Source organism: Nocardioides scoriae (genome assembly GCF_900104965.1).
Taxonomy (GTDB): Bacteria; Actinomycetota; Actinomycetes; order Propionibacteriales; family Nocardioidaceae; genus Marmoricola; species Marmoricola scoriae.
The window spans coordinates 917428-935510 of record NZ_LT629757.1; the positions used below are offsets into that span (position 1 = coordinate 917428).

Consider the following 18083-nt stretch of genomic DNA (forward strand, 5'->3'; position numbering starts at 1 on the left):
GTGGCGAACCCCAAGTCCGAGCGGCTGCTCAACCTGGTGATCCTGCTGCTGGTGGCGCGCAACTACACCACCAAGGAGCAGATCCGCGAGCTCATGGAGCCCTACCGGGAGAGCAGCACGGAGGCCTTCGACCGCATGTTCGAGCGCGACAAGGACGAGCTCCGCGCCCTCGGCATCCCGCTGGAGACCGGCTACGTCGACAAGTTCTTCGAGGACGAGCAGGGCTACCGCATCAAGCGGGACGCCTTCGAGCTGCCCCCGGTCGACTTCAGCGCCGAGGAGGTGGCGGTGCTGGGCCTCGCGGCGCGGGTGTGGCGCCACGCCGGGCTGGCGTCCGCGACCTCGGACGCCCTGGTCAAGCTGCGGGCCGCCGGGCTCAGCTTCGACCGCGAGCAGCTCGACCGCGTGCAGCCGACCCTCGCCGCCGAGGAGCCGGCCTTCGAGGACATGTGGCGCGCCACGGTGGAGCGCACCCCGGTCCGCTTCGACTACCGCCGCGCCGGTCAGCAGGGCAGCAGCACCCGCCACGTGCAGCCGTGGGGCGTGGTGACCGCCCAGGGCCGGTGGTACGTCGTGGGGCACGACCTCGACCGCGGCGGACCCCGGATGTTCCGGCTCAGCCGGGTCGACTCGGCGGTCGTCGTCGAGGGCGCCCCGGGCTCCTACACCGTCCCGCCCGGCACCGACCTGCGCGCGCTCTCGGGCTCCCTCACCCCGGTGCAGCCCGAGCACACGGCCGTGGTGCTGGCCCGCACCGGCGCCGCGGTCGGCCTGCGCCGCAGCGCCGAGGTGACGGCCACCGGCGTCACCGGCCCCGACGGGGGAGACGAGTGGGACCGGCTGGCGCTGCGCTACGGCTCGCGCGAGGACGTCGCCGGCGACCTCCTGGGGTACGCCGACGCGGTGGTCGTCGAGTCGCCCGCCGACCTGCGCACGCTGGTCCGCGACCGGCTGCTCGCCCTCGCGGGGGACTCGTGGTGAGCTCGGCCCGCGACCAGGTCTCGCGGCTGCTCGCGCTGGTGCCCTACCTCCAGCGCCAGGAGTCGGTCTCGCTGGCCCAGGTCGCCGACGTCTTCGGGGTCACGCCCGACCAGATCCGCCAGGACCTGCGGGTGCTGTGGATGTGCGGGCTGCCCGGCCTCACCCCCGACCGGATGATCGACGTCGACATGGAGGCGATCGAGGACGACCCCGAGGGGGTGGTCCGCATCGACAACGCCGACTTCCTCGCCCGCCCGGTCCGGCTCGGCAGCTCCGAGGCCGCGGCGCTCATCGTCGCGCTGCAGGCGCTGCGCGAGGCCGGCAGCGCGGGTGCGGGCGACGACGCGACGTCCTCGCACGAGGTCGTCGACCGGGTGCTGGCCAAGCTCGGCACCGCGACCGCGGCGGGCACGGTGCCGCCGGTCGTCGAGGTGCACCTGCCCGAGGGCGGCTCCTCCGCCGCCCACGTCGCCACGCTGCGCGAGGCCATCGACGCCGACCGGGCGGTCCGGCTGCGCTACTACGTCCCTGCCCGCGACGAGACCACCGACCGGGTCGTCGACCCGATCGCCGTGCTGGCCCGCGAGGGGCACGACTACCTCGACGCCTGGTGCTACCTGGCCGGGGGGCGCCGGCTGTTCCGCCTCGACCGGGTCGAGGACGTCGGCGTGCTGGGCCAGCCCCGCGCGCGACGGCGGCTCAAGAAGCGCGACCTCTCGGCCGGCGCCTTCGCCCCGGGACCCGACGACGTCACCGCGGTGCTGCACCTGGAGCGCCACGCCCGCTGGGTGGCCGACTACCACCCGGTCGAGGCGGTCACCGAGCTCGGCGAGGGCCGGCTCGAGGTGCGGATGCGCGTGGGGGACCCGCGCTGGCTGGTCCGGCTCGCGCTGCGGCTGGGCACCGCCGTCCACGTCGTCGAGCCCGCCGCGCTGCGCGAGCAGGTGCGGCGCACGGCAGCAGCCGCCTCGGAGCTCTACCGCGGCTGAGGCTCCACAGCGTGCGTACACCCGAGTGACGGCGGAGGTTCATCTGCACGGCGTACAGTGGGACGCATGAGCATTGATGTGGTGACGCCCCTGATCGCCGGCCTCGGGACGACGGAGCTGCTCATCATCGTCGGCATCATCGTCCTGCTGTTCGGAGCCTCCAAGCTGCCCGAGCTGGCCCGTGGGTCCGGGCGCGCGCTGCGGATCTTCAAGGCCGAGACCAAGGGCCTGATGGACGACGACGACAAGACCGACGCCCAGCGCGAGATCGACGCCCGCCAGGAGGCCGACCGCCTCGCCCGCGAGCGCGACCACGAGGTCCAGCACCCGGTGAACCGCACCGACGAGCCGGGCACGCCCGGCACGCGCTGACCCACCCCCTCACCTCGTGTCCGTCGTCACCGGCGTCCTCGGGCTGTTCAGCGGCAAGCCTCGCAACCCCATCGGCGAGGACGGCCGGATGGCGCTCGGGGACCACTTCCGGGAGCTGCGCGCCCGCCTCATGCGGGCGAGCCTCTACCTCGTCGTGGCCACCATCGTGGCCTTCTTCTTCTACGACCAGCTCTTCCAGCTGATCCTCGACCCCTACAACCAGGCACTGACGATGCTGGGCGAGGACACCCAGAGCGAGGCCGTCATCAGCGGCATCGGCTCCCCGCTGCTGCTGCAGATCAAGCTGTGCACGATGGCAGCGGTCGTGGCGACCTCGCCGCTGTGGCTCTACGAGATCTGGGGCTTCATCGTCCCGGGCCTGCACGCGCAGGAGAAGCGCTGGACCCGGCTGTTCGCGGTGGTCGCCGGCCCGCTGTTCATCGCCGGCGTGGCGGTCGGCTACTACGTGCTGCCCAAGGGCATCGCCACCCTGATCGGCTTCACCCAGGACGGCCTGGTGCAGCTGACCGACTTCGGCGAGTTCTTCAGCTTCGTGATCCGGATGCTGCTGGTCTTCGGCATCGCCTTCGAGATCCCGCTGTTCGTGGTGCTGCTCAGCCTGGCCGGGGTGATCTCGGGCCGCTCGCTGGGACGGCACCGCCCGTGGATCATCGTCGGGGCGTTCGTCTTCGCCGCGGTCGCGACCCCGTCGACCGACCCGTTCTCGATGCTCATGCTCGCCATCCCGATGACCCTGCTGCTCTTCGTCTCCGAGCTGATCGCGCGGCTGATCGACCGCCGCCGGGGTCGCTTCGAGCACGAGCAGTGGGACGACGACGCCGCCTCGCCGCTCTAGGCACCGTGCGGGGGCCCGCCGAGGGGCCGGGCTAGGGTTCGAGGGTGGCCCAGCAGATCGCGCTGCTCACCAACCCGACCTCCGGTCGGGGACGGGGAGCCCGCACCGCGCAGCAGGTGGCGCCCCGACTGCGCGACGCCGGCTACCACGTGCGCGAGCTGGTCGGCCGCGACGCCGAGGAGGCCCTCGGGCACGCCCACGCGTGCGTCGCGGACGGCGTCGAGACGGTGGTGGTCGTGGGCGGTGACGGCATGGTGCACCAGGCCGTGCAGGCGCTGGCCGGCTCCGCGTCGCGGCTCGGCGTGGTGCCCGCCGGCACGGGCAACGACGTGGCCCGCTACCTCGGCGTCCCGCGGCGCGACACCGCGGCCGCGGTCGACGTGGTGATCGGCGGCCGGGAGCGCACCATCGACCTCGGTCGAGCCGGGTCGCGCTTCTTCGTCACCGTGCTGGCCGCGGGCTTCGACGCGGTGGTCAACGAGCGCGCCAACACCATGTCCTGGCCGCGCGGCCAGATGCGCTACAACCTGGCCACCCTGGCCGAGCTGCGCACGCTGCAGCCCATCCCCTACACCCTGGAGGTCGACGGCGACGTGGAGCGATTCGAGGCGACCGTCGTGGCCGTGGGCAACGGCCCGTCCTTCGGCGGCGGGCTGCGCATCACCGAGGGGGCGAGCCTCGACGACGGGCTGCTCGACGTCGTGGTGATCGAGCCGCTGACCCGGCGCGGACTGGTGCGGACCTACCCCCGGCTCTTCGACGGCTCGGTGGCCCGGCACCCGGGCTACCGCCACCGGCGGGCCCGCTCGGTGACGGTCGCCGCACCCGGCATCACGGCGTACGCCGACGGGGAGCGGGTCGGCGCGCTGCCCCTCACCGTCGAGGTGGCCCCCGCCGCCCTCCGGGTACTGGTGCCGTGATGACCGACGACCAGAGCGCCTCCGCCCGCTACGCCCGCTACCGCCGCAACCGCGAGCACCCCATGCTCGCCGACTTCGCCTCGCGGATGTCCTTCACGCTCGACGACTTCCAGGTCCGCGCCTGCCGCGAGCTGGAGGAGGGCCGCTCGGTCCTGGTGGCCGCACCGACCGGCTCGGGCAAGACCATCGTCGGCGAGTTCGCCGTCCACCTCGCGCTGGAGACCGGCCGCAAGGCGTTCTACACCACGCCCATCAAGGCGCTGTCGAACCAGAAGTTCCACGACCTCTCGGTGCGCTACGGCGCCGACAACGTCGGCCTGCTCACCGGCGACAACAGCATCAACGGCGAGGCGCCCGTGGTCGTGATGACCACCGAGGTCCTCCGCAACATGCTGTACGCCGGCTCGCGGACCCTCGAGACCCTCGGGTTCGTGGTCATGGACGAGGTGCACTACCTCGCCGACCGGATGCGTGGTGCGGTCTGGGAGGAGGTCATCATCCACCTGCCCGACTCGGTGGCCGTGGCCTCGCTCTCGGCGACCGTGAGCAACGCCGAGGAGTTCGGCGAGTGGCTCGGCACCGTGCGGGGCGAGACGACCACGATCGTGGAGGAGCGGCGACCGGTGCCGCTCTACCAGCACGTCATCGCCGGGCGCCGGATGTACGACCTGTTCGCCGACGAGGGCTCCACCGACCCCGCCGAGCTGGAGAAGCACGACCGCGAGCCCAAGGTGAACCCCCAGCTGGTGCGGCTGGCGCGCGACGACTGGGCGCGCGGCCGGATGAAGGACCGGCGCGCGCCGCGGGGCGGCAAGCGCCCGCAATCGGGGTCCCAGGGGTCCCGCGGCGCCTGGACGCCCACCCGCGCCCAGGTCGTCGAGCAGCTCGACCGGGCCGGGCTGCTGCCGGCCATCGTGTTCATCTTCAGCCGGGTCGGCTGCAACGCCGCGGTGCAGCAGTGCCTCGACGCCAACCTCAAGCTGACCACGCCCGCGGAGCGCGACGAGATCCACGCCTTCGTCGAGGAGCGGTGCGCCAACCTGCCCGACGAGGACCTCCAGGTGCTCGGCTACCACGAGTTCCTCGACGGCCTGACCCGCGGCATCGCGGCCCACCACGCGGGCATGCTGCCCACCTTCAAGGAGTGCGTCGAGGAGCTGTTCCTGCGCGGCCTGTGCCGGGTGGTGTTCGCGACCGAGACGCTCGCGCTCGGCATCAACATGCCCGCCCGCTCGGTCGTCATCGAGAAGCTCTCGAAGTGGAACGGCGAGACCCACGCCGACCTGTCGCCGGGGGAGTACACCCAGCTCACCGGCCGCGCCGGACGCCGCGGCATCGACGTCGAGGGCCACGGCGTGGTGTTGTGGCAGCAGGGGCTCGACCCCTCCTCGGTGGCCGGCCTCGCCTCGACCCGCACCTACCCGCTCCGCTCGAGCTTCCGGCCGTCGTACAACATGGCGGTCAACCTGGTCCACCAGTTCGGGCGCGAGCGGGCCCGCGAGCTGCTGGAGTCGTCGTTCGCCCAGTTCCAGGCGGACAAGGCCGTCGTGGGCCTGGCCCGGCAGCTGCGCAAGAGCGAGGACGCCCTGGCGGGGTACGCCGAGGCCGCGGCCTGCGACAAGGGCGACTTCATGCAGTACGCCGGCCTGCGCCACCAGCTCTCCGAGACCGAGCGCGACCTGGCCCGCTCACGGCGCTTCGACCGCCGCCAGGAGGTCGTGGACTCGCTCGAGGGCCTGCGCCCCGGCGACGTCATCGACGTGCCGGCCGGCCGCTTCTCCGGCCTGGCCGTGGTCATCGACCCCGGCACCAGCGGGTCGTCGCGCGGCGCCGACCGCGAGGGTCCGCGGCCCTACGTGCTGACCGCCGACCGGCACGCCCGGCGGCTGAGCATCGCCGACTTCCCGACCCCCGTCGGCGCCCTGACCCGGGTCAAGGTCCCGAAGAACTTCAACGGCCGCGACCCCCAGGCGCGGCGCGACCTGGCCTCGACGCTGCGCAACCGGACCAATGGCTTCGCCCCGCCGCCGGGCCCCGGAGGGGTCGGCCACTCCGGGGGCTCGCGGTCGCCGGTCGAGGACCGGCGGATCGCCGAGCTGCGGCGCCAGCTGCGCGACCACCCCTGCCACGAGTGCCCCGACCGCGAGGACCACGCCCGCTGGGCCGAGCGCTACTTCAAGCTCGACCGCGACGCGCGCACCCTCAAGCGCCGCATCGAGCAGCGCACCAACACCATCGCGCGCCAGTTCGACCGGGTCTGCGACGTGCTGGCGGCGCTGGGCTACCTGGAGGGCAGCGGCGACTCCCTCGCCGTCACCGACCGGGGACGCACCCTGATGCGGATCTACAACGAGATGGACCTCGTCACCGCCGAGTCGCTGCGCGCCGGGCTCTGGGACGCGCTCGACCCCTCGGAGCTGGCCGCGGTGCTGTCCACGCTGGTCTACGAGTCGCGCCGCCCCGACGACGCCGCCGCACCGCGGCTGCCCGTCGCCGGCCCGGTCCGCCAGGTGCTGGCCGACATGGTCTCGATCTGGGGCGACCTCGACGCCCTCGAGCGCGAGCACCGGCTCGACCAGCTCCACGAGCCGGACCTCGGCTTCGTGTGGGCGGCGTGGCGCTGGGCCGAGGGCGACGAGCTCGACGACATCCTGCGCGTCACCGACCTCACCGCCGGCGACTTCGTGCGGTGGGTCAAGCAGCTGCTCGACCTCGCCGACCAGGTGGCCGACGCCTCGGGGTCCAAGGCCCTGCGCACGGCCGCCCGCGAGGCGTCGTCGCGGCTGCGTCGCGGGGTCGTGGCCTACTCCTCGGTCAGCGGCTAGCGGCGCCCTCCGGCGCCGCGAGCAGGGCGGCCAGCTCCTCCTCGATCAGCTCGGCGTGGAGCATCGCCCCGGCCATCGTGCCCGCGGCCCCGCTGGGGCCGACCTGCGCCATGAGGTCGGTGACGTTGCCGGCCACGTGGACGCCCTCGAGGCTGGTGCGGCCTCCCGGCTCGCTGGGGTAGTGCTGGCCCGTCCCCGTCGGGTGCGGCACCGGCTCCAGCCCGAGGTCGTCGAGCACGGCGGAGCGCGCCACCATCCGTGGCGCGACCACCACGGCGTCCAGGGGCACCGCCGTCCCGTCCTCCAGGCGCACGCCGGACAGCCGGCCCGGCTCGCCCTCCACGGCCGTCACCCGGCCGGTCACCACCCGCACCCCGGCCGCCGCCAGCCGCGGCAGGTCGGCCTCGGCCGGGGGTGCCTCGTGGGCGAGCACCACCACGTGGTCCGAGAGCCGGCTGAAGAGCACCGCCTGGTGCACGGTCACGGGGCCGGTCGAGAGCACCCCGATGCGCTGGTCGCGGACCTCCCAGCCGTGGCAGAACGGGCAGTGCAGCACCTGGTGGCCCCAGCGCTCGGCCAGCCCCGGCACGTCGGGCAGCTCGTCGACCAGCCCCGTGGTGACCAGCAGCCGCCGACCGTGGACGACCGCCCCGTCGTGGAGGTCGACCTCGAAGCCGGCCCCGGTGCGTCGGGCGCCCACGGCGAGGCCGCGGCGCACCTGCCCGCCGTAGGCCTCGAGGTCGGCGCGTCCCTGCTCCAGCAGCGCGAGCGGCGAGGCACCCTCGCGCCCCAGCAGGTTGTGCACGCCCTCGGCCGGGGCGTTGCGCGGTGACCCGGCGTCGACCACCAGCACCCGTCGCCGCGACCGCGCCAGCGCGATCGCCCCGCTGAGCCCGGCGGCCCCGCCGCCCACCACCACCACGTCGTACGCGTCCTGCTGGCCCATCTGGTCCTCCTCGTCGTCGGTGGCAGCAGCCTGCGAGATCGCAGCCGTCGATGACAAACTCCTTTGCCGACGTGGCAAACTCCCCGGCATGGACGAGCTCGACGACGTGCTGGACTCCGTCGGCCCCCGGCTGCGTGCGCTGCGCCTGGAGGCCGAGCTGACCCTGGCCGACCTGTCCGGCACCACCGGCATCTCGGTCAGCACCCTGTCGCGCCTGGAGTCCGGGGGACGCCGCCCGACGCTGGAGCTGCTGCTGCCCCTGGCCCGCGCCCACGGGTTGGCGCTGGACGACCTGGTCGACACCAGCGGCGCCGACGACCCGCGGGTGGTGCAGCGCGGCGTGACGCGGGGCGGCATGACGATGGTGCCGCTGAGCCGCCGTGCGGGCGGGCTGCAGGCCTACAAACTGACCATCGCGCCCGGCCGCCGCCGTCGCACGCCGGACCCGCAGACCCACGAGGGCTACGAGTGGCTCTACGTCCTCGACGGCCGGCTGCGGATGGTGCTGGGGGAGCACGACGTGGTGCTCGAGCCGGGCGAGGTCGCCGAGTTCGACACCCGGCTGCCGCACTGGTTCGGCGGCGCCGACGAGCGCCGCGTGGAGTTCCTGTCGATCTTCGGGCGCGAGGGCGAGCGGATGCACACCCGGGCCCGGTCGACCGACACGCGCGCGGAGGACTGAGCCCGGCTCAGCCGCGGGCGGCCAGGGTGTCCACCAGCCGCTCGACCGGGCTGGTCAGGCCCCACTGCTCGGCGATCGCGGCGAGCATCTCGGGGTCGGCCGGGGTGGCGGGCAGGGTGAGGTCGTGACCGGCCAGGTCGAGGTCGCGGACGACGGCGACCACCCGCGGGGCGACCTCGAGGTAGTCCAGCGACGCCTTGATCTTGCCCCGGGGGCCGGGGCCGAGCCTGCCCTCGGGGTCGGAGCCCTCCGGGTCGGTCGCGGCGGCCACGATCGCGTCCAGGGTGCCGAAGCGGCCCAGCAGCGTGGCAGCGGTCTTGTCACCGACCCCGGCGACGCCCGGCAGGCCGTCGGAGGAGTCGCCGCGCAGGGTGGCGAAGGCGGCGTACTGCGCCGCGTCGACGCCGTAGCGCGCCCGCACCCAGTCGTTGTCGACGCGCTCGTGCTTGCCGACGCCGCGGGCGGTGTAGAGCACCCGCACCTGCGCCTCGTCGTCGACGAGCTGGAACAGGTCACGGTCGCCGGTGACGATGTCGACGGGCATGCCGGCGTCGGTCGCCAGCGTGCCGATCACGTCGTCGGCCTCCATCTCCGGTGCCCCCACCACGGCGATCCCGAAGGCGTCGAGCACAGCGCGGATGAGCGGCACCTGCTTCTGCAGCGGGTCGGGCACCTCCTCCACGTCGGGGTCGGCGGCGCGCTCGGCCACGACGCGGTGGGCCTTGTACGACGGCAGCAGGTCGACGCGCCACTGCGGTCGCCAGTCGTCGTCCCAGCAGCACGCGAGGTGCGTCGGCTGGTACTCCTCGACGAGCCGGTTGACGAAGTCGACCAGTCCCCGCACGGCGTTGACCGGCGTGCCGTCGGGGGCGGTCACCGTGTCGGGGATGCCGAAGAAGGCGCGGAAGTAGAGCGAGGCCGTGTCGAGGAGCATCAACCGCGAGGAGGTCACGCAGCGGAGTCTAGGAGGTGGTGGCCCCGACGGCCCCGGACGATAGGGTCACCGCCGTGGAGTCCATCGACCGGCAGATCCTCCGGCTGCTCGCCGACGACGGCCGGATGTCCTACACCGACCTGGGCCGCGCGACGGGGCTCTCGACCAGCGCCGTCCACCAGCGCGTCAAGCGGCTCGAGGAGCGCGGCCTGATCCTGGGGTACGGCGCGACCATCGACCACGCGGCCGCCGGCAAGCCGCTGACGGCGTTCGTCAGCGTCGCCCCCATCGACGTCTCCCGGCCCGACGACTACCCCGATCGCCTGCGCGACATCGAGGAGATCGAGTCGTGCTGGTCGGTGGCCGGGGTCGAGTCCTACATCCTCAAGGTCCGGGTCGCCACGCCGGCGGACCTCGAGGACCTGCTCGGCCGCGTCCGGGCGGCGGCGCACGTCACCACGCGCACCACGATCGTGCTGTCCACGCCGTACGAGAACCGCCCGCTGCACTAGTCCCTGGTCAGCGGCCGGGGGGCGGGTTCGGGGGGACCTGGGCCAGCACCTCGCGCACGCTCGTCGGGGGCCGCCCCAGGAGCCGCCCCAGCGCCGGGTCGGTGCCGGCGAAGAACCCGCCGGCGGCGGCGAGGTACATCCCGAGGGTGAAGCGGGCGACGTGCTCGGGACGCCCGGCGGCCACCTGGTCGGCCAGCCACCTCTCCGGGTCGACGACCTCGCAGGTGACGGTCCGGCCGGACAGCTCGGAGGCCAGGTCGGCCACGTCGGCGAAGGTCGGGGCCTCGGTGGCGGTCAGCGTGAGCGGGCCGTCGACGTGGTCGTCCGCGAGCAGCACGACGGCCGCTGCCTGGGCGGCGTCGTCCCGCGTGGTCCAGGAGACCGGACCGTCGGCGGGGACGGTGACGACGCCGGTCTCGCGCCAGGGCCCGGCGAGCCACGCGAGGCTGTGGGCGTAGAAGCCGTTGCGCAGCGAGGTCCAGGGCAGGCCGGAGTCGGCGAGGAGGTCCTCCGTCGCAGCGTGCACCCGGCCGGGGCCGAAGGGGCTGTCGGCGGCCGCACCCTGGTGGCTGGTGTAGAGCACGCGACCCACCCCGGCGGTCGCGGCGGCCTCGACGGCGTTGCGGTGCAGCTGCACGGTGTCGCCGCCCGGGTCGTTGGAGGACACCAGCAGGAGCTGGTCGGCGCCCGCGAAGGCCTCGGCGAGGGAGCCGGCGCCGGACCGGGGATCGGCGTAGTCGCCGCGGCGCACGGCCACCCCGCGGTCGGCGAGGTGCCGGGCCCGGTCGGGGTCGCGGACCACGACGGTGACCTCGCTCGCGGGCAGCCGCTCGAGCAGGTGGTCGACGGTGGCGCCGTTGAGGGCGCCCGTGGCGCCGGTGACGGTGATCATGGAGGGATCCGTTCGGTGGGGTGGAGGTCGGTGCCACCAGTACTACCACCGATAACGCCATTGCGGTAACGTCGATCACGTGACCGACCAGAGCACCGCCGCGGACACCCGGTCCCGGATCGTCCAGGCCGCCGCCCGGCTGCTGGGGGAGCTGGGCCACGACGGCGTCACGACGCGACGGGTGGCCGAGCAGGCGGGCGTGCAGCCCCCGGCCATCTACCGGCTGTTCGGCGACAAGGACGGCCTGCTCGACGCCGTCGCCGAGCACGTGCTCGCGACGTACGTCGCCGCCAAGGCGGCCGTCGTCGCCTCGGCCGCGGCCGACGGCACCGACCCGCTGGAGGACCTGCGCACCGGCTGGCAGGCCCAGATCGACTTCGGCCTGGCCAACCCGGCCGTCTTCCGGCTGCTCAGCGACCCCGACCGCGGGCCCGCGTCGCCGGCCGGCGCGGCCGGCCGCCGGGTGCTGGCCGCTCGTGTCCACCGCGTGGCGCAGGCCGGGCGGCTGCGCGTCGGCGAGCAGCGCGCGGTCGACCTGGTCCACGCGGCCGGCACGGGGGCGGTGCTCACGCTGCTCGCGAGCCCGCCCGAGGCGCGTGACCTGGGCGTCGCGGATGCGATGCTGGAGGCCGTGCTCGGCCACGTCCTGACCGACGCGCCCGCACCCGGCGACGGGGGCCCGGCGGCCACGGCCGTCGCCTTCCGTGCGCTGGTGCCGCGGCTCGACGTGCTCAGCGGACCCGAACGCGCGCTGCTGCTCGACTGGCTGGACCGCGTCGTCGACGCCGCCACGGGCGGTGGCCGACGCTGAGCCTCAGCCCTCGCCGCGGACGGCCGCCTCGAGGTCGTCGAGGACGAACGGCACGCCGTCGAGCGTCATGAAGTACGCCACGGCCCGGCGGGCCCGCTCGGGGTCGTCACTGGCGAGGTGCTCGTCGAGCGAGGCCGGGTAGACCTGCCAGGAGAAGCCGTAGCGGTCCTGGAGCCAGCCGCAGGGACCGCCCTTGCCCCCGTCGGTGAGGCCCGACCAGAGCCGGTCGATCTCCTCCTGGGTGTCGCACGGCACCGCGAGGGAGATCGCTTCGTTGGGCTCGAAGCGGGTGTCGGCGCCGTTGATCGCGACGTACGTGTGACCGACGAGCTCGAAGGTGACGGCCATCGTCTGGCCGGCCCACTCGCCCGCCTCGGGGCCGTAGGGCATCCGGGCGACGACCCGGGAGTCGTCGAGGAGCGAGACGTAGAAGTCGACGGCCTCGTCGACCTTGCCGTCGTTGATCCACAGGTGGGGGACGAGGGGCTGCATGGCGGGCTCCTGGTGGTGGGGGACTGGTGGTGGTACGGACCTCACCGACCGGGCGGAGTCATCGCACCTGCGCCGGAGCGGTTCCCTGCCGCGCGAGCCGTGCCACCACCGGGGCGCTCGACCCCGGCAGCACCGCGGCTCGGTCACCGGGCAGCCGGAGCGACGCGGCGACGCCGGGGGAGAGGCGGTAGGGGCCGGACAGCAGCACGCTGCCCAGCGCCCGACGCAGCCGGGACAGCTCGGCGCGGACCGTGACCACCTTGGCCTCGTCGGCGAACAGGTCGAGGGCGAGCTCGGCGGCGGTGCGTCCGGCCGGGCCCGCCTGGACCAGCGCGAGGACCAGCTCGGCGTGCCGCGGGGAGAGCCGGCGCGACCAGCTGCCGGACGGGGCGCCGACCCGGACCACGGGCTCGCCCGTCAGGTCGAGCTCGAGGGTGGTCGCGGGGTCGGGTCCGGGGCCGCCGGCGAGGTCGTCGGCCTCCCCGAGGCGCAGCAGCCAGCCGCCGGCCAGCGGCTCGGCCACCGCGGCGCCCAGGGTCGGCAGCCAGAGCGGACCACCGCTGAGGCCCTCCGGCAGCACCACCCGGTCGGGGCTGCGCGAGCCGATGGCGGCCGCGAGGTGGCCCCAGCGGTCGACCGCCAGCGCGTCGCCACCCGCCCCGGCGAGGCCCGCCAGGACGGGCGCGGCGTGGGCCCGCAGCCGGTCGAGCTCGGCGCGGTGGCGCTCGGCGATCTCGAGGCTGGTCATCCGGGCGGCCAGCTCGACCAGGGCCAGCTCGGCCGGGTGCATGCCGCGGGAGGGGCCGCTGACGTCGACCACGCCGAGGGTGCGGCCCGACCACGGGTCCTTGATGGGCGCGGCGGCGCAGCCCCACCGGGTGTGGGCGTCGACGAAGTGCTCGGGGCCCTGGATGTGGACGCCCTCGTCGAGGACCAGGCAGGTGCCGATGGCGTTGGTCCCGACGTTGCCCTCCGTCCAGGCCGACCCGCCGACGAACCCCAGGTCGTCGGCGGCGCGTCGTACGCCGCTCGAGCCGGCGCGCCACAGCACCCGGCCCTCGGCGTCGGCCACCACGACCATCTGGCCCGAGTCCATGACCGAGGCGAGGGTGTGGGTCAGGCGGGGCACGAACTCGGCCAGGCCGCTGGCCGCCCGCCGCCGCTCCAGCTCGGGCCCTGGCAACGGCGGCACCTCCGGGGTCGAGCCCGGCTCCAGGCCGCGGGCCGCGACCCGGCGCCACGACGCCGCGACCGGGTCGCGCGGGCCGACGCCGGATCCGGACAGTGCGGACTCCCGCACGCGGTGCAGCGCGGTCTGGTCGGTCCGGTGGTCCACGGGTGCCTCTCGTTGCAACGTGCTGCAACCCTGTCGCCGCTCGCCGCGACGATGTGTGCTCGGTCACACCAGCCTAGGCGAAGGAGACCCACATGACCCAGGCCCCCGAGCGGGAGCACGCCGAGCAGACCTCGGACACCGGCACCACCTCCGACACCTCGACCCCCGGGCCCCAGCAGCGCACCGAGCGCTGGCTGGAGCGCTTCGAGGCCGCGCTGCGCGAGCGCGACGTCGAGGCCGCGGCCGGCCTGTTCGAGACCGACGGCTTCTGGCGCGACCTGGTGGCGTTCACGTGGAACCTGCACACCTCCGAGGGCCGCGAGCAGATCACCGCGATGCTGGGCGACGTGCTGGACGGTGTGGACCCCTCGGGCTTCCGCACCGAGGAGCCCGCCGACGAGGCCGACGGCGTGGTCACGGCCTGGATCGCGTTCGAGACCGCCGTGGGCCGCGGTCGCGGACTGGTGCGGCTGCGCGCCGACGAGGCGGACGGGGAGGACCGCGCCTGGACGCTGCTCACGACCCTCCACGAGCTCAAGGGCCACGAGGAGCCGCGCCGCACGCAGCGGCCGATGGGCGCCGAGCACGGCGCCAACAAGCAGCGCACCACCTGGAAGGAGGCGCGCCAGCAGGAGGCCGAGAGCCTCGGCAGCACCACCCAGCCCCACGTCCTGGTGGTCGGCGGTGGCCAGGGCGGCATCGCGCTGGGTGCGCGTTTGCGCCAGCTCGGCGTCCCGGCGCTGGTGATCGACAAGCACCCGCGGCCCGGCGACCAGTGGCGCAACCGCTACAAGTCGCTGTGCCTGCACGACCCGGTCTGGTACGACCACCTGCCCTACCTGAAGTTCCCCGACAACTGGCCGGTCTTCGCCCCCAAGGACAAGATCGGCGACTGGCTGGAGTCCTACGTCACGGTGATGGAGGTGCCCTACTGGTCGAGCACCGTCGCCACCAGTGCGACGTGGTCCGAGGCCAGCGGCGAGTGGACCGTCGAGGTCGAGCGCGAGGGCAAGCCGCTGACGCTGCGGCCCACCCAGCTGGTCTTCGCCACCGGCATGTCCGGCAAGGCCAACGTGCCGGAGATCCCGGGCACCGACGTCTTCCGCGGCGACGTGCACCACTCCTCGGCGCACCCCGGCCCCGACGCGTACGCCGGGAAGAAGGCGGTCGTCATCGGCAGCAACAACTCGGCCTTCGACATCTGCGGCGCCCTGTGGGAGCACGACGTCGACGTGACGATGGTGCAGCGCTCCTCGACCCACATCGTCAAGAGCGACAGCCTGATGGAGCACGGGCTCGGCGACCTCTACTCCGAGCGGGCCCTGGACGCCGGGGTGACCACCGAGAAGGCCGACCTGATCTTCGCCTCGCTGCCCTACCGGATCATGCACCAGTTCCAGATCCCGGCCTACGAGGCGATGGCCGAGCAGGACAAGGACTTCTACGAGCGCCTGGAGAAGGCCGGCTTCTGGCACGACTGGGGCGACGACGGCTCCGGGCTGTTCATGAAGTACCTGCGCCGCGGCTCGGGCTACTACATCGACGTGGGTGCCGCCGAGCTGGTCGCCGACGGCGAGGTGAAGCTCGCCCACGGCCAGGTCACCCACCTGACCGAGGACGCCGTCGTGCTCGAGGACGGCACCGAGCTGCCCGCCGACCTGGTCGTGCTGGCGACCGGCTACGGCTCGATGAACGGCTGGGTCGCCGACCTCATCGACCCCGAGACCGCCGACCGGCTCGGCAAGGTGTGGGGCCTGGGCTCCGACACCACCAAGGACCCCGGTCCGTGGGAGGGCGAGCAGCGCAACATGTGGAAGCCGACAGCGGTCGAGAACCTCTGGATGCACGGCGGCAACCTGCACCAGTCGCGCCACTACTCGCTCTACCTGGCGCTGCAGCTCAAGGCCCGCTACGAGGGCATCCCCACCCCCGTCCACGGCCTCGCCGAGGTGCACCACACCGGCTGAGCCGGCGGTGGCGGTCTCCCGAGCCGGCTCGGGAGGCCGCCACCGGCCCTCCGGCCCCTCAGCGCAGCAGGTCGAGGACCGCCTGCTCCAGGCGGCGCTGCTGGGCGGCGGGGGAGCGGGAGGGGCGCAGCACGAGGTCGGGGTCGATGGTGGTGCCGTTCTCGTAGAGGTCGATCACGCGCGGGTCGATGTAGGAGTTCTTCGCGATCGTCGGGGTGTTGCCGAGGTACTCCGAGACCTCCAGCACCGCGGCCTTGACCGCGCGCTGCCGCGACCGCTTGGTGTCGGCCGGCTCGTCGCTGGCGGCCAGGGAGGCGGCGGCGATGACGGTGGCGTGCCAGGTGCGGAAGTCCTTGGCCGTCAGGTCCTCGAGCAGGGTGCCGAGGTAGGTGTTGACGGCCGCGCCGTCGAGGTCCTTCCAGACGCGTTCGAGCTGGTACGCCAGCAGCCGCTCGGTGCCGCCCCGCCGCCGGCGCAGGCTGTCGAGGGCGCCGAGCACGTCGGGATCGTCGATCTCGATGCTGTGCTCCACGCCCGACTTGCCGGTGAAGCGGAAGTGCAGCACGTCGCCCTTGCGGCGCACGTGGCGCTTCTCCAGCGTCGTCAGGCCGAAGGAGCCGTTGGTGTCGGCGTAGATGTCGCTGCCGATCCGGAAGTACCCCAGGTCCAGCAGCCGCACGGCGACCGCGTCGGCGCGCTCCAGCGGCATGCCCTCCAGCCCCAGGTCGCGCTTGATCGCCTTGCGGGCCTCCGGCAGCCGTTCGGCCGCCCGGAGCACGCGGTCGAACTTCAGCTTGTCGCGCTTGACCCGCCAGTCGGGGTGGTACTGGTACTGCCGCCGCCCCGCGTCGTCGGTGCCGACGGCCTGGATGTGGCCGTTGGGCCAGGGGCAGATCCACACGTCCTTCCAGGCCGGCGGGATCGCGAGCGCCTTGAGCCGGGCGACCTCCTCGGCGTCGGTGATGCGCAGCCCGGTGTGGTCGTAGAAGGTCCACCCCTTGCCGGCACGACGGCGCGTGCCGCCCTTGGTGCTGGGGTAGACGGTCCGCAGTCGTGGCACGTGCGCCTAGTTCCCCGCGGGCCGTGCCCTCATGCCGACGAGATCGCCCACCCGCGGCGCGGGGCGCGGGCGCCGGCCCCGGTCACGCCGAGGGGGCGGTGCCCTCCAGGCTCTCCTGGCGCGCCCACCACGCCTGGCCCTCGGCGGGCAGGGTGTGGATCGGGTCGTAGTACTCGTAGGTCCGCTCCAGCGCCTCCGGGTCGGCCGCCTCGATGGAGGTCCGGTAGTTCTTCGTCCACCCGGAGATGCCGCGCACCTGGTCGTACGTCGCGAGCTGGTGCACCCAGCGCTTGCCGACGAAGGGCACGTCGCACACGATCCGCGGCGTCGCGAAGCCCGGCAGGTAGCCCATGATGTGGTGCTGCAGCTGCTGGGCGTCGCGCACCGAGACCCGCCAGTGCTCCGAGGCCGGGATCATGTCGCACATGTAGAAGTAGTAGGGGAGGATCTGCGCCCCGTCGAGCAGCCGGAAGCACAGGTCGAGCAGCGCGTGCGGGTCGGCGTTGACCCCGTCCAGCAGCACGCCCTGGTTGCGCACGTCGCGCACGCCGGCCTCGAACATCGCCCGGGCGGCGTCGGCCACCAGCGGGGTCACCGAGTTGGCGTGGTTGACGTGGGTGTGGATGGCCAGGGAGACGCCCCGGGCGCGGGCGGTGGTGGCCACGCGCTCCATGCCCCGGCGCACGTCGTCCTGCAGCCAGTGCTGCGGCAGCCCGGCCAGGGCCTTGGTCGCGAGCCGGATGTCGCGGACGTTGTCGATGTCCAGCACGGCGGTGAGGAACTCCTCCAGCCGGGCCCACGGCATGTTGGCCACGTCGCCGCCCGAGACCACGACGTCGCGCACCGACGGCGTGCGGCGCAGGTAGTCGAGCATCTCGGCGTGGCGGTCGACCGGCTTGCCGAGGAACTTCAGCTTCTCGACCGCGGGGGTGGAGTTGCCCACGAGGTCCATCCGGGTGCAGTGGCCGCAGTACTGCGGGCACGTCGGCAGCAGCTCGGCGAGCACCTTGGTGGGGTAGCGGTGGGTGAGGCCCTCGGCCGCCCACATGTCGTGCTCGTGCAGCGAGTCGCGGCTGGCGTGGGGGTGCGAGGGCCAGTCGGTGCGGCGGTCGGAGAACACCGGGATCATGTAGTGGCGCATCGGGTCGGCGTAGAAGGCGTCGGTCAGCGAGCCGGGACCGGCGGGGTCCACCTGGGGCGCCATCGTGTTCATCATCTGCGGCGGCACGAGCATCGACATCGTGGCCCGCTCGGCCTGGTCGCGCTCGAGGTCGGCGTAGAACCGCTCGTCGACGAGGTCGCCGAGCAGCGCCTTGAGCTGGCGGACGTTCTTCACGCAGTGCGAGCGCTGCCACTGCGCGCTCTCCCACTGCTCCCGCGTGACGTCCTTCCAGCCCGGGAACCGCGTCCAGTCTGGCTCGACCAGCTCGACGCGCCGGTAGGGGTAGGGCTGGCCGGTCTGCTCCTCGACCAGGGAGGCGATGGACGTCTCGATGCTCATGGACCCA

17 protein-coding genes are annotated in these 18083 nt (G+C 73.8%); 10 read left to right on the top strand and 7 right to left on the bottom strand.

Annotated features, from left to right (window positions below; all coding sequences use genetic code 11):
- The 6 genes from BLU55_RS04420 to BLU55_RS04445 all read left to right on the top strand — a co-directional run bounded on the left by BLU55_RS04420 (window position 1) and on the right by BLU55_RS04445 (window position 6943).
- Window positions 1–981, top strand: coding sequence for a helix-turn-helix transcriptional regulator (locus BLU55_RS04420; protein WP_091726534.1), 981 nt, complete (start codon window positions 1–3; stop codon window positions 979–981).
- Window positions 978–1970 (top strand): helix-turn-helix transcriptional regulator, encoded by a 993-nt coding sequence (locus BLU55_RS04425; RefSeq protein ID WP_091733397.1) that lies wholly within the window; start codon window positions 978–980, stop codon window positions 1968–1970. Before BLU55_RS04420 ends, BLU55_RS04425 begins: the two co-directional genes overlap by 4 nt.
- Before the next feature lie 66 nt (window positions 1971–2036).
- Window positions 2037–2342: a twin-arginine translocase TatA/TatE family subunit gene (gene tatA, locus BLU55_RS04430; RefSeq protein ID WP_091726537.1), complete on the top strand. Its 306-nt coding sequence runs from the start codon at window positions 2037–2039 to the stop codon at window positions 2340–2342.
- Window positions 2343–2358: 16 nt separating this feature from the next.
- Window positions 2359–3198: a twin-arginine translocase subunit TatC gene (tatC, locus tag BLU55_RS04435; protein ID WP_231917044.1), complete on the top strand. Its 840-nt coding sequence runs from the start codon at window positions 2359–2361 to the stop codon at window positions 3196–3198.
- 44 nt (window positions 3199–3242) lie between these two features.
- Window positions 3243–4118, top strand: a complete 876-nt coding sequence (locus BLU55_RS04440; protein WP_091726540.1) for a YegS/Rv2252/BmrU family lipid kinase — start codon at window positions 3243–3245, stop codon at window positions 4116–4118.
- Complete coding sequence (locus BLU55_RS04445) at window positions 4118–6943, top strand: DEAD/DEAH box helicase (RefSeq protein WP_091726543.1); 2826 nt, start codon at window positions 4118–4120, stop codon at window positions 6941–6943. The genes BLU55_RS04440 and BLU55_RS04445 overlap by 1 nt, the downstream gene beginning before the upstream one ends.
- On the opposite strand, the gene BLU55_RS04450 is transcribed toward BLU55_RS04445, so the two are convergent.
- A complete protein-coding gene (locus BLU55_RS04450) occupies window positions 6933–7889 on the bottom strand; it encodes an NAD(P)/FAD-dependent oxidoreductase (RefSeq protein WP_197681088.1) in 957 nt (318 codons plus the stop codon). The genes BLU55_RS04445 and BLU55_RS04450 overlap by 11 nt on opposite strands.
- Before the next feature lie 88 nt (window positions 7890–7977).
- Between BLU55_RS04450 and BLU55_RS04455 the strand changes: the two genes are divergently transcribed.
- Entirely contained in the window at window positions 7978–8571 is a 594-nt protein-coding gene (locus tag BLU55_RS04455; RefSeq protein WP_091726548.1) for a helix-turn-helix domain-containing protein, read from the top strand.
- Window positions 8572–8578: 7 nt separating this feature from the next.
- On the opposite strand, the gene BLU55_RS04460 is transcribed toward BLU55_RS04455, so the two are convergent.
- Window positions 8579–9523, bottom strand: coding sequence for a 5'-3' exonuclease (locus BLU55_RS04460; protein ID WP_407938406.1), 945 nt, complete (start codon window positions 9521–9523; stop codon window positions 8579–8581).
- 56 nt (window positions 9524–9579) lie between these two features.
- Between BLU55_RS04460 and BLU55_RS04465 the strand changes: the two genes are divergently transcribed.
- Complete coding sequence (locus BLU55_RS04465) at window positions 9580–10017, top strand: Lrp/AsnC family transcriptional regulator (protein ID WP_172833862.1); 438 nt, start codon at window positions 9580–9582, stop codon at window positions 10015–10017.
- A 7-nt stretch (window positions 10018–10024) separates the two neighbouring features.
- Here BLU55_RS04465 and BLU55_RS04470 read toward each other — a convergent pair whose 3' ends face one another.
- Entirely contained in the window at window positions 10025–10909 is an 885-nt protein-coding gene (locus BLU55_RS04470) for an NAD(P)H-binding protein (RefSeq protein WP_091726553.1), read from the bottom strand.
- Window positions 10910–10988: 79 nt separating this feature from the next.
- Between BLU55_RS04470 and BLU55_RS04475 the strand changes: the two genes are divergently transcribed.
- Window positions 10989–11720: a TetR/AcrR family transcriptional regulator gene (locus BLU55_RS04475; protein WP_091726556.1), complete on the top strand. Its 732-nt coding sequence runs from the start codon at window positions 10989–10991 to the stop codon at window positions 11718–11720.
- A gap of 3 nt (window positions 11721–11723) precedes the next feature.
- On the opposite strand, the gene BLU55_RS04480 is transcribed toward BLU55_RS04475, so the two are convergent.
- Together BLU55_RS04480 and BLU55_RS04485 are read right to left on the bottom strand one after the other, a co-directional pair.
- Window positions 11724–12212, bottom strand: a complete 489-nt coding sequence (locus BLU55_RS04480) for a VOC family protein (protein ID WP_091726557.1) — start codon at window positions 12210–12212, stop codon at window positions 11724–11726.
- Between the two features lie 58 nt (window positions 12213–12270).
- Window positions 12271–13548: a GAF domain-containing protein gene (locus BLU55_RS04485; RefSeq protein WP_197681089.1), complete on the bottom strand. Its 1278-nt coding sequence runs from the start codon at window positions 13546–13548 to the stop codon at window positions 12271–12273.
- A gap of 92 nt (window positions 13549–13640) precedes the next feature.
- Here BLU55_RS04485 and BLU55_RS04490 point away from each other — a divergent pair, with 92 nt between their 5' ends.
- Window positions 13641–15515, top strand: coding sequence for an NAD(P)/FAD-dependent oxidoreductase (locus BLU55_RS04490; RefSeq protein WP_091726562.1), 1875 nt, complete (start codon window positions 13641–13643; stop codon window positions 15513–15515).
- 58 nt (window positions 15516–15573) lie between these two features.
- Here BLU55_RS04490 and BLU55_RS04495 read toward each other — a convergent pair whose 3' ends face one another.
- Complete coding sequence (locus BLU55_RS04495) at window positions 15574–16575, bottom strand: DNA topoisomerase IB (protein ID WP_091726565.1); 1002 nt, start codon at window positions 16573–16575, stop codon at window positions 15574–15576.
- Between the two features lie 82 nt (window positions 16576–16657).
- Complete coding sequence (locus BLU55_RS04500) at window positions 16658–18076, bottom strand: KamA family radical SAM protein (protein ID WP_091726568.1); 1419 nt, start codon at window positions 18074–18076, stop codon at window positions 16658–16660.
- Between the last annotated feature and the right edge of the window lie 7 nt (window positions 18077–18083).